The sequence below is a fragment of the Amycolatopsis sp. NPDC021455 genome (assembly GCF_040640995.1).
GTDB lineage: Bacteria > Actinomycetota > Actinomycetes > Mycobacteriales > Pseudonocardiaceae > Amycolatopsis.
On record NZ_JBFACT010000054.1, the window covers coordinates 48,143 to 62,853 of the forward strand.

Here is a 14,711-nt window from a genome sequence, read left to right on the forward strand (position 1 = left end):
ACGCACCAGTAACCTAGCATCGTCGCAGGAGTTTGGATAACCCGATGGAACGTCCTCGTGTGCTCCTCGTCAACTGGCGCGACACCGGCCACCCCGAAGGCGGCGGGTCGGAGCGGTACGTCGAGCGGATGGCCGAAGGGCTCGCGAGAGCGGGGTACCGGGTCGAGATCCAGTGCGCCGCCTACCCCGGCGCGACCGCGGGCGAATGGCGTGACGGCGTCCGCTACCGGCGGCGGGGCAACAAGTTCGGCGTCTACGCGCACGCGCTGCGCGCGATCCGCCGGGCCCGCGCGGACCTCGTCGTGGACGTGCAGAACGGCATGCCGTTCTTCGCCCGGCTGGTCGCCGGCTGCCCGGTGCTGGTGCTCGTGCACCACGTCCACAAGGAACAGTGGATCAGCGCGCTCGGCGAGACGCTGGGCCGGGTCGGCTGGTGGATCGAGTCGTGGCTGGCGCCGCGGCTGTTCCGCAAGTGCCGCTACGTCACGGTTTCCGAGGTCACCAAGGCCGAGCTGGCCGGGCTCGGCATCGGCCGCGAGCGCGTCACCGTGGTGCCGAACGGCCTCGACACGCCGCCGCCGTGCACGTCCACAAGAGACCCCGAGCCGACGCTGGTCGCGGTGAGCAGGCTGGTGCCGCACAAGCGGATCGAGCACGCCATCGACGTCGTCGCGCGGCTGGCGGGGCGCTGGCCGTCGCTGCGGCTGGAGGTCGTCGGCCAGGGCCCGTGGGACGAAGTCCTGCGCGCGCACGCCGCCGAGCGCGGTGTCGCGGACCGGGTCGTCCTGCACGGCTGGGTCGACGAACAGGCCAAGCACGAGATCCTCGCGCGGTCGTGGGTGCACCTGTGCCCGTCGGTCAAGGAGGGCTGGGGCATCGTCATCATGGAGGCCGCCGCGCACGGCGTGCCGTCGGTCGCCTACCGCGCGGCCGGCGGTGTCGCCGAGTCCATCGTGGAGGGTCGCACCGGCTTGCTGGCGGACGATTTCGAGGATTTCACCGCCCGGATCGACGGCCTGCTCGCCGACGGGCCACGGCGCGCGCAGATGGGCGTGGCCGGTGCCGAGCGGGCCGGCCGGTACAGCTGGGACTCGAGTGCCGGGCAGTTCGAGTCACTGGTCCGCGACGTCTCCGGACGGCCCGCGCCCCGGGCCCGGGTCCTGACCCCGCACCGCGTCCCGGAACTCGCCGAGCAACCGCGCGGCGGCGGGCGCGTCGAAGTCCTTGCGGCGGGCGCGAACGGTCACGGTCGTGGTCTCGCCGGTGGTCGCCGCGCCGAACGCCACGCCTGACCGGCCGCTGGCCGCCGGGTAGAACGCCAGCGACCGCACGGTGTCCCCGGTGGACACCACGCCGAGGTTCGACACGAGGAACGTCGACCCCAGCCTGCTCGCCAGCAGCCGGGTGCCCAGCCGGGCGAGCTTGCTGCTGCGGGCGGGGAAGTCCGGCTCGGGCGCCTGCGCGGCCAGGACCGCGGCGGCGTCCGCGCCGCGGTGCAGCCGCAGCCGGAAGAAAGCGCTGTCGTGCACCGGTTCCGGTGCCGCACCCGACCTGCGCGACGCACCGACCGCCGCCACGACGCGGGCGGTCCGGGCGCCGTGCGCGCGGTTCCAGCGTTCGGTGGCGCGGACGGCGGCCGTCACGAACCCCGCCGCGCCCAAGCGCAGCCGCGGCTCGCGGCGGACGGCGAAGACGTCTCCAGCGGCCGCTTCACCACGTTCGGGGGTGATCCGGCCCGGGGGCAGGAAAAGCGCCTCGGCGAGCCGCTGGAGGGCCGAAACCGCAAAGGACCTGCCACCGGGGCGTTCGCCGATCCCGCGCGCCGCCGAGGAAACCGGGACGTCGAGGAGGATGCCCAGCAGGGACAGGAGACCGAGGCCGTCAAGCGCGCCGTGGTGGGCGGCGACGAGCAAAGTGGATTCGCCGACGGCCACGCGGACGAGCGGCGCGGTGCGTTCGTAGGGCAGCGAAGCGAAGCGGTCGCGGACCGCGGGCAGGTCGGCCGTCACCTCGATTTCGGGCAGCACGCCGAGATGCGGGTACTGCTGGATCGCGGCGGCCAGCCGGGCGCGGAGCTTTTCCGGTTCGGGCGGGGCCGCGGCGAGTTCCGCTTCGAGGAGGATGCTCCAGGAAACGGTGGGGTCGCCGTAGAGCCCGACGACGCGGTGGGCGTGGTCGGAGGCGAGCCGGGGCACGCGTCAGCGGTTCCCGTAGAACTTGTTCGGGTGATCGGCGGGGTTGTACTTGACCTGCGCGTTCAGCTGCTGCTGCACCTGCGCGGAGCTGTCCGGGTCGGCGCTCTTGATGAGCGCGAACCCCGCTCCGGTCGCCGCGCCGCCCCCGATGACGATGGCGGCGATGACGCCGATGACCGTGCCCACTGTCACTCCTTCCGCGGCGGGGAGTTCCTGCCGCGGCCCAATGTACGCATCGGTAACATGCGGCACAACAGTGCGACGCACAGCAACGTCAGCGCTACTCCGTTCGCCACCAGGGCGGGCGCCCACGAAATCCCTTTCACCACGGGCACACCGGGCGTCCGGTAGAGCGTCAGCCAGGGACCGGACCACACCGGCGTCGCGTCGGCGAGCAAGCGGGAGTCGACGTCGCCGGGTGTCCGGTGTTCGACGAGGATCCAGCCGATCCCTTCGGCGGTGAGCTCCCGCGCCGACGTCGCGGCGCGGACGTCCCCGATCCGCGGGTCTTCCCCGGCGACGCGCTCGGTGCCGACGATCAGGGTGTCGTCCATCAGCACGGGTTTCGGCAGGGCGCGCGGTGCCGGGTCGAGCTGCGTGCGGTCGGCGTTCCAGGCGAACCCGCGGAACGCCGAGAGCGGCAACGTCAGCACGTCACCGGGCCGGTCGTCGGCACCGAGCACTTCGGACACCGCCCGCCAGTCGTCCGGGTACTGCGCGGTGCCGAGCCGTCCCCAGCCGGCCCACGCCAGGTCCGGCATGGTGAGCAACGGGAACGCGGCCGCCGCGGCCACCAGGGCGACGCGGCCGCCGGAGGTCCGCAGTTTCGCCGCCGCGGCTTCGACGGCGAGCGCGAACCCCAGCGCGAGCGGCAACGCCCACCAGGCCACCCACTTCTGGGCGTCCCGCAGCAGGCCGGCGCCGGGCACGTGCCGCGTCGCCGCGGTCAGCAGCGCGTCCCCGCCCGGCAGGGTCGCCAGCGACGCCAGGAGGACGCCGGCGAGGCCGAGGGCGGACAGGGACCACGCGGGGGCCTTTCCCCACCGCTTCGCGAGCGGGAAAAGCCCGGCGATCGCCATGGCGGCGACGACGAGCGTCAGCACCGGGATCAGCGGCATGGCCCGGCTGCCGGGTACCGTTTCGGCGTTCCAGATGCCACCCAGCCCGAGCACGCTCAGCAGCGCCGGTCCCCAGCTTTCGGTGCGCGCGCTGAACGCCGCGACGCCGGCCGGGTCGGAGTACGTGCCGCCGGCGTCCAGCAGCGTCGGCAGCAGCCACGGCAGGTTCAGGGCGACGGCGATGGCGAGCGTCTGCCAGAGCCGCCGCGACCCGGCGGCGACGACCATGACGGCGGCGGCCAGCACCCCGCTCGGCGGGGTCAGCACCGCCGGGGCGCACGCGATCACCAGCTTCGGCAGGGCGTTCGGTTCGTGCCGGCGCACCGCGAGCCCGGCCCCGGCGATCCACGGGAGGCACGCGTACGTCAGCAGCAACGGCCAGTGGCCGATGAACAGCCGCTCCGCGACGTACGGCGTCCAGGCGTAGGCCGTCGCGGCGACGAGCCGGGTGCCGGTGTGCTCGGTGGGGACGAGCCGCCCGGCGCCCAGTGCGGCGAAGAAGACGGCCAGGAGCAGGACGATTTTCTGGACGATGTCGCCGGGCAGCACGGTGGTGGCGAGCGCGACGGCGGCGTCGGCGGGGACGGACCGCGGCAGGGCGCTGCCGAGCCCGAAGGCGTCCGGCACGAAGTACTGGCGCGGCGCGAAAACCATGTCGTAGCTCAGGACGAACCCGCGGCCCAGCAACGGCGCGCAGACGGCGAAAGCCAGTACGGCGGACAGCACGGGGAGCGCGAACCGCCTGCCCGGTGCGTCCACGGCCCTTCCTTTCCGTTGCCCGCGCGGTTAAGGTCGCTGGTCATTACTCGCCGGTAATGGGAGTTCCCCGTTGAGCGTAGACACCGAAGCCCCGGCCCGGACAGGCAACCGGGTCGCGGCGATCCTCGTCTCCCTCGCGCTCGCGGGCAACAACGCGGCCAGTTACGTGCTGAGCCTGGTGGCCGCGCGGATCCTCGCGCCCGGCGCGTTCGGGGAGCTCAGCTCGCTGCTCGCGGTGCTGGTCATCGGCGTCGTCCCGGCGATGGGCCTGCAGACGGTCGTGGCGCTGCGGGTGGCGCGGTCGCCGTCGCTTTCGCGGGGTTCGCTGTTCGCGCTCGGCCTGATGACGAGCGGGATCGTCGCGACGGCGGCGTTGACGCTCAGCCCGTTGCTGGTCCTCCTGCTGCACCTGGGCTCGCTGACGCCGGCCCTGCTGGTGACGGCCGCGCTCGGGCCGTTGACGCTGCTGGGGCTGTTCCACGGGCTGCTGCAGGGCAGCCACCGGTTCGCGACGCTGGCCGGCCTGATCGCCCTGGAGGGCGCGGGCAAGGTCGGCGGTTCCCTGGTGGGCCTGGTCGTCTCGCACTCCACGGCCGGGGCGCTGGCCGGGACGGCGATCGGTTCGCTGGCGGTGGTCGTGGCGGGCTGGCGGATCTGCGGCCGCCCGCGTCCCCGCTGGGCCGACCGCCACGGCGGCGAAGTACTCCATACGGCCCAAGCGATGTTGGCGCTGGTGCTGCTGGTGAACCTGGACCTGGTGCTGGCGCGCCACACGCTGCCCGCCGGGTCCGCGGGCGAGTACGCGCTGGGGGCGATCGTCACGAAGATCGCGTACTGGCTGCCGCAGGCGGTCGGGGTGCTGGTCCTCCCCCGGTTCGCCGCTTCCGCCGGCCGCCGCCGGGTGCTGCCGCTCGCCTTGGCGGTGTGCGCGTTCCTGGACGCCTTCGTACTGCTGGTCTCGCTGGCGCTGGGGCCGTCGCTGCTGGCCCTGATCGGCGGCGCGCGTTATGCCGGGAGCACGATGCCGGTGTGGCCGTTCGCGCTGGCGGGCTCGATGCTGGCGCTGGTCCAGATCCTCCTGTACGCCCGCCTGGCGGACGGCGACCGCCGCGTGACGGTCCTGATGTGGACGGCGGTCGGCGTCGAGACCCTGCTGATCACGACGTGGCTGCACGGCTCGGCGACCCAGGTGGTCACCGCGGCCGCCTGCACCGCGGGAGCGTTGGCCCTGGCCGGCGCGATCCTGGAGCTCCGGCCCCGCAAACCGGCCTGAGCAGCCCCCGTCCAATGCGCCCCAATGTGGCGTTGGTTGCGTCCAACGCACCCAATGTGGCGTTCGGTGCGTCCAACGCACCCAACGCCACATTGGGGCGTTTGGGCCGGGCGCGGGCGCGCGACACTAGGGGGACGGTTCGGTGGGGTTCTCCTTGCGGGTGAACCACTCCACGCACGTTGCCACCATCGCCGCCGCGGCCAGCAGGAGGGCCGCCTGGGTCACCGGGCCGTAGGCCCACTCCTGGCCGTGGCCCAGGACGCGGCCCGTCACCGATACCCCCGCCGCCAGCACCATGCCGCCGAACGCCAGGTACCGGGGGGCGCGCTCCGAGAACTGGCGGGCCAGCAGGCACGCGATCAGCAGCACCACCGGCAGCATCCCGCCCAGCGCCACCAGCAGGCCGATCAGCACCACCGGGACCCAGGCACCGCCCGCCGAAACCGTGAAACGGCGCCGGCGTGCCGGCCACGCCACCCCGATCAGCAGCGCCAGCACCGCCGCCGCGCCGATCAGGAGGCTCAGGCGGTAGTGCGCGTCCGGCTCGAACTCCAGCGACACCACCCCGCCCGCGCCGGCCGGGACGATCCACGCCTGCTGCCAGCCGTCCACCCGGGTGCGCGTCAGCTGCTGACCGTCCAAAGTGGCCACCCAGCCCGCGTTCGCGTTCTCCGGGACCGCCAGCACCGCCTCCGGACCGGCCGCCACCGTCACCGACCGTGACGCCGCGTCCCACTCGCCCACCTTCACCGCGCGGCGCACCGGCGGCGAAGAAGGACCGACCGGGCGCAGCCAGAGATCCTGGACCACGAACGACTCCGACCGGTCCGTCCGCAGCTCGTGCCCGCCCGACGGGAGCGCGATGCCGCCTTCGGAGTCACGGCACATCCGCAGCGCCAGCGTCCGGTGGTGGGTGATGTCGGACAGCGTGCCCTGCACCGACGTCCGGTAGTCGAGGCCGTCGAGGTGGACGTTCGGCCCCGACCCGCACGGCACCGTGAACGCCGGGTCCGGTCCCGGCAGCAGGTCCGGGCTGCCGGACAGCGAAAGGTTGCCGATGCCCACCACCGCGCGGGCCGCGGGATCGTCGTCGTCGCCCGGCAGCACGATCTGCAGCTGGTCGGTGTCCAGGGGCTCGAAGGACGCGGACCCGCTCGCGTCGAGCTGCACCGTCCGCATCGCCGGCCCGCCGATCAGCTGCACCTGCCGCGGCACGCGCGCCCCACTGGCCGGCGCCACCCCGATGTGCAGCCCCGCGATCCGCTGCGGGCTCGCCCACTTCAGCGTCAGCGCCGGCCGCAGGTCGGTGACGTCGGGACGCCACGTCGTGCCCGGGTCGCCGTCCACGGCCGCGAACCCGCCCGCCGCCGGGTCGCCGCCGAGCTGCGACGTCGACGCCACCGTGACCCCCGGCAGCGAGACCGGGTTGCGGCCGCCGTTCGCCGGCAGCACCGTGCCGCCGACCAGGAACGTCTCGTCGGCGGGCGTGCTGAACAGCCGCCGGATCCCGTCGGGTTCCTCGCCGTCGCGGGCGGCCGCGGCGTCACAACGCACGGCGTCGCCGGTCGGCTGGCACGCGTAACGCGGTTGCGCGCCGCGGGTGAACGCGAACCCGGGTGCCGGGCCGGCGGGCAGGTCCGCGGGCACTTCCAGGGCCCGCTGCGGCTCGGTGCCGGGGATCTTCAGCTCCGCGATGCCGACGTTCCCGTCCTGCCGCCCGACCACCAGCGACAGCAACGTGATCCGCACCTTGCGCGTGACCCCGGCGGCGACGGAGTACTCGTGCGGGCCGGCGCCGCGGATCACCTGCTGGTCGACCGAGCCGTTGTCGGTGGTGATCCGGATCCGGGTGGGCGGCCAGCCGACCCGGATGTCGTCGACCATCTGCAGCTGCACCGAGTTCACCAGCCGCGGCGTGTCCAGCTCCACCTCGAGCCACTGGCCGATCGGCCCGGTGAACGACGACGAGTGCCACGCCGTGCGCGGGTCGCCGTCGATCGCGGCGAACGGCTGGTAGCTGGGGTCGGAGCCGCCGAAAGCGTCGGCGAAGGACGCCGCCGTCGACGCCGTCACCGCGCGGATGCCCCGGTAGGCGGCCACGGTCTGGTGCTCCTGCCCGGGGAACGGCAGCAGGTCGCCCGCGGCCCGTTGCTGGCGGTAGGCCTCGCCGGCGGTCAGCGTCTGGCTGAGGTTGTCGCGCACGCCGCCGACGTTCCGCTCGGCCCGGCGCAGGCCGTCGGTGACCAGCCGCGGCCCGCCGGCGGAGCCGCCGTCGCCCGTCAGCACGGTCGGCGTCGCCGGGTCGAGCTGGCCCGAGTCGATCAGCGGCAGCAGGTTTTCCGGGCCACCACTCACCGTCGGAACGTCCTTTGTGGACGTCGCCGTGGCCAGCGGCACCGGCGGCTTCACCTCGTAGACTTCCAGGGGCCCGAACTCGGCCGCCTTGGCGATGCCCGGCGACCCGGCCAGCCCGGCACGCAGGGTGGCCACCGGCGGGGCGTTCGTCCGCTCGCGTTCGATGTCGTTGCGCAGCAGCAGGAACCGGTACCCGGACCGCGCGAGCAGCGCGGCCAGCCCGGGATCGCCGCGGCCGTCGGCCAGCGCCGCGTCCACCGAGTCCATCAGCCGCGTGTTCCCTTCGGAACCGAGCGGCACCTGGTTGCGGACGGCCCACGGGCTCCGCGCGATCGCCTGCGCGGGCTCGTCGACCGTGCGGCCCCAGTCGTACTCGCCGAACCCGGTCGCCGGCAGCAGCAACGTCCGTGCGTTCGGATCGGCCTTGGCGACGTAGCCCATCGCGTCGTACCAGTAGCCGGGCACCTCGTCCCAGCCCGGGCCGGACCGCAGGTTGAGCAGCCACGCCGGCGCGGCCATCACCAGCACCAGCAGCAGGCCCAGCGCGGGCCGCAGGAAGCGGCGCGGAGCCGGGCTCGAAATGCCGTGCACGAACGCCAGCATCAGCGGCAGCCGCAGCACGGGCTCGAACTTGTGGACGTTGCGCAGCGGGGCCAGCGGCCCGTCGAGCAGGTGCCGGACCTGCTCGGCCAGGGGGCTGTCGAGCGTGCCGACGTAACCGATGGTCAGCAGGGTCAGGCCGGTCACCACGCCGATGACCAGGAACCGCCGTTCCGGCAGGCCGCGCCGGGTCAGCCCGAACAGCCCGACACCGGCGACGAGCCCGGTGGCGAGCATCAGCACCGGGTTGTCGATCAGCGACCAGCCGCCGGGCCACCACGGCGTGCCCTGCACGACGTAGGCGACCCACTGGTTGGTCCCGCGCAGCACCTCGAACAGCGACATCGGCGCGGTGGTGTTCGTCGCGGACTCGATGTAGTCCAGGAACGGCAGGCTGTACTCGCCGAGCAGCAGCAGCGGCAGGATCCACCACAGCGTCGCGCCGACGACGAAGACGAACCACCACAGGACCAGCTCGACGTGCTGTCGCGTCCACTTGCGCGTGAGCAACCACAATCCGGGCAGGACCAGCGCCATCACGACCATCGCGCCGTTGACGCCGCCCATGCACAACACAGCCAAAGCGGACAACCCGGCGGCGCGGCGCGGGGACGCGATCGAACCGGCCCGCACCAGCGGCACCAGCACCCACGGCAGCAGCACCGCGGGCAGCATTTCCGCCGACAGACCGCCGATTTCGGTCAGCATGCGCGGCGCCAGCGCGTACCCGAGCGCGCCGATCAGCCGCGTGCGTTCGGTGCCGATCTTCATCGCCCGCGCCAGCAGCAGGGCACCGCCGAACGCGGCCGAGAGGAGGATGGCGCCCCACAGCCGTTGCGCGATCCACGCCGGCACGCCGACGGCCTGGCACAGCGCGAAGAACGGGCCCATCGGGAAGAGGTAGCCGTACGCCTGGTTCTGCAGCTCCCCCGCGGTGGCTTCGGGGTTCCACAGGTGCAGCGCGCGGCCGAGGAAGGCGAGCGGGTCGACGGCGAGGTCGAGTTTCGTGTCGAACGTCGTCTTCCCCGGCATCTGCAGGAATGACAACGTGGTCAGCGCGAGCACGATCCACGTGCTCGGCCGGCGGATGAACGCACCGGGCGAGAACTTCCGGTCGCGCTCCGCGGGCGGGGCGTCGTCCCGGGTTCGATCGCGGGTGGTGGTTACCATCCGGTAGATACTAAGCCGAAACCTGGCTACCATGTGCCGACGATTTTCTTTCCCGACTTCAGGCAGGTGCGCCATCTCGTTCGAAGACGCCTGGGCTTTGGCCGAGCCGGTCAAGGGCTGGATGACGCGCGCGCAGGGCGAAGCGCTGTGGAACGCCGCGTGCCGCTTGGAGAAGGGCGACGTCATCCTGGAAATCGGCAGCCACCAGGGCCGATCCACGATCGTCCTGGGTGCGGCCGCACGCACGGCCGGCGCCACGGTGATCGCGGTCGACCCCTTCGTCGACGGCCGGCTGTTCGGCGGATCTTCGACGCGGCAGCTGTTCGAGCGCAACATCCGGCGGGCCGGGCTGGACGACATCGTCGAGCTCGTCGCCGGTTACAGCACGGAACTGCGTCCTGACTGGGACCGGCCCATACAGCTGCTTTACATCGACGGCAAGCACGACTACTGGACCTACACCGACGACCTGCGCTGGTCGGCGCACCTGCCGCCGGGCGCGGAAATCCTGGTCCACGACTGCTTTTCCTCGATCGGCGTCACGCTCGGCACGATCGCGAAGGTCCTCTTCGGACGCCGGTACACCTATCTGGACCGGGCGACGTCGCTCGCCCGGTTCCGGCTGGCACCACCGTCCACGGCGGACCGCGTGCGTGTGCTGGCGCAGCTGCCGTGGTTCCTGCGCAACGTCGGGATCAAGGTGCTGCTGCGCCTGCGGCTGCGGCCCCTGGCCCGGCTGTTCGGCCACGACAGCCCGTACGACCCCTACTGAGTCACCGGCTTCCCGACCTCGACCTTCGCGACGCACACCGGCGCGCCCGGGCTCGACAGCTGGATGCCGATGTGGTCGAACAGGCCGTCGACCGGCAGGTAAAGCGTGTGCAGCCCGGCCTGGAACCACACCGGCGTCCGCTCGACGAGGCCTTCGCCACCGTCCGAAGTGTAGTAATCGAGCTTGAGCAGGTACCGGCCGAGGACGGGCGTGTCGAGCGGGATGCGCACCAGCGTCTCGCCGATCGCGTTGCCGCAGTTCGGCGTCGGGCCGGGCAGCCCGCGGGAAACCGGGTCCACGCCGGTGACGCGGTGCGGCGTGCCCGTCGCGTCGAGCACGTGCATCCGGCTCGTCGGCTGGTCGAAGTGGGTACCGGGCAGCAGGCCGACCACCCGGGACGCGCGCGAGTCCGCCCCGAACCACTCGTGCACCACGTCGGAAGGCACGAAGGTGTCGTAGAAGACCAGATCGGGATCTTCGGCGACGGCGGCCCGGACATTCCCGATGTACTGCCCGGAATGTTCGAAACGCAATGCGGGGGAAAGGCGCGTGAAACCCACCGTGGAACTGACGAGCAGCAGCACGCTCAAGATCAGCGCGACCGGCCTTTCGCGCTTTCCGGGCGAAGATCCGGGCGGCAGGAATGCGAACGCCCCGCACAAGGCGGCCACCAGCGCCAGATCGGCGACGTACCGGGGATCGTCCCCGGCGGACGGGCCGACCTCGCGCAGCCGGGTCAGCGCGAGCAGGCCGACGTCGACCGCGAAGAGCGCCGCGAACAACGCCCAGGCACCCCACGCCCGCCGCCCGCCGGCCCGCACCCCGGTGAGCACCACGCCCAGCGCGACCACGAGCAGCACGACGACGACCACGAACGGCGACGGCGCCCAGGTCGCGCCCGGTCCGGGGCCGGACCACGGGCCGCCGGCCAGGCCCGGCAGCAGGGTGTCGCCGAGCATCCGGCCGGTCAGGTCGGCGACCGTGCCCGCCGACATCGGCTGCTCACCCTGCCCGACCTGGCTCGACGTCACCGCGAAGAAGACGGCGACGAACCCGGCCAGCAGCACGGCCTGGGCCGCCCAGTAGCGGACGTGCTCGCGGAACGACCGGCCGAGCAGGACCGTCACCCCGGCCAGCAGCACCGGGATCACCGCGGCCTTCTCGTAGAACGCCAGGCCGAAGAGCGTCCAGGCGAAGACGCCGAGCCACCAGCGCCCGCCGTCGGCGAGGAACCGGACATGCGCGTGCAGCGCGCCGGCGGCGGCCAGCACCACCGGCACGAGCTGGACTCCGTAGGACCACCAGAGCGTCGGGACCAGCAGCAACGTCGACGCCGTGAACACGGTGAACGGCACGAGGATCGCCCAGCGGCGGCCGAAGCAGCGCACCAGCAGGCACCAGAACAGCACCGTCGCCACCGCCCGCATCAGCAGCAGCGGCAGCACCAGCACGGGGAAGTTCAGCGGTGCCCACCACGTCAGCACGGCGGCGAGGAAGAACCCGCCCGGCATCAGGTGCCCGTGGTAGTCCTGGAACAGGTACCCGAGGTCGAACGGGCCGGCCGCGGCCGCCTGGTGGGTGACGACGAAGTCGTCTTGCGCGAAGCTGCCGTGCAGGGCCGCCCACGCGTGCAGGGCGAACGGCACCACGCCGGCCACGAACGCGGCGATGACCAGCGTGGACGGTCTTCGGATCGCCCGTGGGGCGGGCTTTTCGGTCAGCACCAACACGGGATCCTCAATTCTTGCACGCGGGCGGCTGGCACATGAGCCTGCTCAGTGCCTGGTAGAAGACGTCGGAGATCTTGCGGGGGTCGGGCGTGGTGAACGACTCGCCGCCGGTCGCGGCCGAGATCTGCTTCAGCTCCGTCGCGTCGATGTCCGGGCCGATGCCGATGCCGATCACCGGCAGCGGTTTGCGCGGGTCCTGCAGCCGGTTGAGCTCGGCGAGCAGGCCGGGCAGGCCGATCGAGTCGCTGTCCTCGTTGCGGCCGTCGGTGAGCACGACGACGACGTTGATCCGGCCGAGCTGCCAGCTCTGCCGGGCGTTCTGGTAGGCGGCGAGGATCGAGTCGTACAGCCCGGTCGCGCCGCCGGGCTTGGGCTTGACCGCCTGCAGCGTCTGCACCCCGCCCGCGGCGATCTGCTGCGAGATCGGCCGCATCGGCAGCAGTTCCTTGTAGTCCTTGGCGCCGTCCAGCTTGGTCGAGAACAGCCAGAGGCCGATCTCGGTCGTCGGCTTGAACAGGCCGAGCCCCTGCGTCGCGGCTTCGAGCGTGAGCGCCATCCGGCTGCGGCCGGTGCCGGGGACGGTGGCGGCCATCGAGCCGGACACGTCGAGCAGCACCTGGACGCGCGCACTGAGGTTCGCCCCGGCCCACGCCTGGAGCACGCCGTACATCGCTTCGGGCGGGGGCGGGCCGGCCGGGCGCGGCGCCGCGTTCGTGCGGGTGTCCCGGGGCCGGTCGCCGAGCAGCTGCCCGGACGGCGTCCGGAAGCCCGCGTCGGCGAACGTCTTCGTGGCGGTCTGGTCGAGCAGCAGCCGCAGGAACCGCTCGGCCGCCGACCGCGAGGCCTCCGACGCGCGCGGCAGCACGACGTAGGGGTAGTCGAAGCTCGGCACCCCGGCCGCCGGGTAGGCCGCGACGAGCTTGCGGGCCAGCACCGACTGCTCGGACGCGGGCGACGCGGTGAACGGCTCCTTCACCGCCGAGAGCTTGCGGATCTCCTCGGTGAACGCCGCTCCCGGGTCCGGCGCGTCCTTGGTGAGCTGCTGCAGGCCGATCAGCGCGGCGATCCCGGCGGGGTCGCGGCTGGGGTCGGGCAGCCCGACCGGGCTGCCCGCGAGGACGTCCGACCAGGACGGCGACTTCCCGGGCCAGCCCGCCTGCTTCGCGACGTCGTCGGTCAGCGCCAGCACCACCGGCGAACTCGCCACCGACTGGCCGGACTCGGGCAGGTTCCACGCGCCGCCGTCGCGAGCCTGGAGCAGCCAGGTGCTGGACTCGGGCACCCAGACGTCCGGGCCGGTCGCGCCGTTGGCTTCCAGCGCCGTCGCGGTGGCCGCCGACGGGCTCGCGGTGACCTCGACGGAGTAGCAGTCGGGCTCCGGGACGGACCGGGCGAGCGTGGTGAGCACGGGCGCGACGTCGGGCGCGGCCGTGACGCGCACCGGCGTCGTCGTGTCGCAGCCGCCGCCGGCCAGCCGGTCCTTCAGGTAGTCGACCCCGGCCCAGGCGAGCAGGGCAACCACGAGCAGCGCGCTCAGGACGACGACCCGCGCGTCGATCCGCCGGGCCCGCGCCGGGTGTGCCGCCATGCACGTCCTTCCTCGAGAAGTGCTGGCAGCTTGCCAGCCGGGTGAGCGGGAAGCCAGTACCGACAGCGGAAAGTGACCACGGGTTCGTGAGACCGAGGTGAAGGAATTGCGCGGTGCGGCCGTTTTGGCGATTGCCAAGAACTGCGTAACGTTTGCCGCTTGACGTCCGTCCCACGTGGGTAATAGCACGATGGCGGATCGCGCTGACGATTTCGCCGTCCCCGGAAACGGCGATGAGGCACCGAACGGAGACGCAACCCGTGCGCACGATGTACGACGCGGTCACGGCCGCGAACATCCCCGGCGACGCCCGCATGGTCGCGGGGTACATCGACCGGATCAAGCTGCGGCCGTGGTCACCCGAGGACTGGGCGCGCTTTCCCCGCGCGATCAAGGTCACCATCGTCAAGAAGGCGGACACGAACGACGGCCACGTCCTCGACGTCGAGCCCGGCGACGCGACCCCCGGCGAGGCGCCGGGCTGGGTCCGCATGCGCCGCCAGGCCGGCGCGGTCCCGACCGTCTACTGCAGCCTTTCGACGTGGCCCGCGGTGCGCGCGGCGTTCTCCTCCGCCGGCGTCGCGGAGCCGCACTACTGGATCGCCCACTACGACGGCGATCCGACGATCCCCGACGGCGCGATCGCCAAGCAGTACCTCGGGAACGTCGCCCCGGGCTACGACGTCTCGTCCGTCCTCGACTACTGGCCCGGAGTGGACGGGCAGGAGCCCGCCTCGACTGGAGTGGAGATCATGGAGCGCATCACCGTCACCCCGCCGAGCGCCGACCAGCACGCCGTACGGGTGTTCCTGTCCGGCAGCCCCGGAGCGGCGGTCGTGATCCGCCCGCGCCTCGGCAACGACGGCTTTTCGAAGCCCATGTGGATCGGCGACATCTTCGCGTGGGGCAACGACCGCCAGGGCGTCGGCCACAACCCCACGCAGACGCCGGGGTACAACAACAGGCTCACGTCGCACCGGCGCTACGACCTGCCGGGCGCGATCTGGGCGGACATCAACTACAGCTCCGCGGACCCGTTCGAGATCGACATCGTCGGCTGACGTCGCGCGTCGCATGCGCCCCAATGTGGCGTTGGGGGGGGGGGGGGGGCCCCCCCCCCCCCAGGGGGGGGGGCAAGCAACCCAAACCCC

9 protein-coding genes are annotated in these 14,711 nt (G+C 72.8%); 4 read left to right on the top strand and 5 right to left on the bottom strand.

The window, feature by feature from the left end; translation table 11 throughout:
• The first annotated feature begins 59 nt into the window (after positions 1-59).
• Complete coding sequence (locus AB0G28_RS37320; protein ID WP_361100611.1) at positions 60-1,292, top strand: glycosyltransferase family 4 protein; 1,233 nt, start codon at positions 60-62, stop codon at positions 1,290-1,292.
• A gap of 906 nt (positions 1,293-2,198) precedes the next feature.
• Here AB0G28_RS37320 and AB0G28_RS37325 read toward each other — a convergent pair.
• Together AB0G28_RS37325 and AB0G28_RS37330 are read right to left on the bottom strand one after the other, a co-directional pair.
• Positions 2,199-2,381, bottom strand: coding sequence for a hypothetical protein (locus tag AB0G28_RS37325; protein ID WP_361100570.1), 183 nt, complete (start codon positions 2,379-2,381; stop codon positions 2,199-2,201).
• A gap of 2 nt (positions 2,382-2,383) precedes the next feature.
• Positions 2,384-4,072 (bottom strand): hypothetical protein, encoded by a 1,689-nt coding sequence (locus AB0G28_RS37330; RefSeq protein WP_361100573.1) that lies wholly within the window; start codon positions 4,070-4,072, stop codon positions 2,384-2,386.
• 70 nt (positions 4,073-4,142) lie between these two features.
• Here AB0G28_RS37330 and AB0G28_RS37335 point away from each other — a divergent pair, with 70 nt between their 5' ends.
• A complete protein-coding gene (locus AB0G28_RS37335) occupies positions 4,143-5,345 on the top strand; it encodes a polysaccharide biosynthesis protein (protein WP_361100576.1) in 1,203 nt (400 codons plus the stop codon).
• A 126-nt stretch (positions 5,346-5,471) separates the two neighbouring features.
• Here AB0G28_RS37335 and AB0G28_RS37340 read toward each other — a convergent pair whose 3' ends face one another.
• Positions 5,472-9,470, bottom strand: coding sequence for an alpha-(1->3)-arabinofuranosyltransferase (locus tag AB0G28_RS37340; protein ID WP_361100578.1), 3,999 nt, complete (start codon positions 9,468-9,470; stop codon positions 5,472-5,474).
• Between the two features lie 97 nt (positions 9,471-9,567).
• On the opposite strand from AB0G28_RS37340, the gene AB0G28_RS37345 reads away from it, so the two are divergent.
• Positions 9,568-10,242 carry a class I SAM-dependent methyltransferase gene (locus AB0G28_RS37345; protein ID WP_361100581.1) on the top strand — a complete coding sequence of 225 codons (675 nt, stop codon included), beginning with the start codon at positions 9,568-9,570 and terminating at the stop codon, positions 10,240-10,242.
• Here the strand turns inward: AB0G28_RS37345 and AB0G28_RS37350 are convergent.
• Positions 10,236-11,969: a hypothetical protein gene (locus AB0G28_RS37350; protein ID WP_361100584.1), complete on the bottom strand. Its 1,734-nt coding sequence runs from the start codon at positions 11,967-11,969 to the stop codon at positions 10,236-10,238. The genes AB0G28_RS37345 and AB0G28_RS37350 overlap by 7 nt on opposite strands.
• Positions 11,970-11,979: 10 nt before the next feature.
• Positions 11,980-13,560, bottom strand: coding sequence for a substrate-binding domain-containing protein (locus AB0G28_RS37355; RefSeq protein WP_361100587.1), 1,581 nt, complete (start codon positions 13,558-13,560; stop codon positions 11,980-11,982).
• A 260-nt stretch (positions 13,561-13,820) separates the two neighbouring features.
• On the opposite strand from AB0G28_RS37355, the gene AB0G28_RS37360 reads away from it, so the two are divergent.
• Positions 13,821-14,621 carry a hypothetical protein gene (locus tag AB0G28_RS37360; protein ID WP_361100590.1) on the top strand — a complete coding sequence of 267 codons (801 nt, stop codon included), beginning with the start codon at positions 13,821-13,823 and terminating at the stop codon, positions 14,619-14,621.
• Positions 14,622-14,711: the final 90 nt, after the last annotated feature.

Bases quoted from the DNA above. Each gene is read 5' to 3' on its own strand.
- AB0G28_RS37340 (WP_361100578.1), bottom strand. From the start codon at position 9,470: ATGGTAACCACCACCCGCGATCGAACCCGGGACGACGCCCCGCCCGCG.
- AB0G28_RS37355 (WP_361100587.1), bottom strand. From the start codon at position 13,560: ATGGCGGCACACCCGGCGCGGGCCCGGCGGATCGACGCGCGGGTCGTC.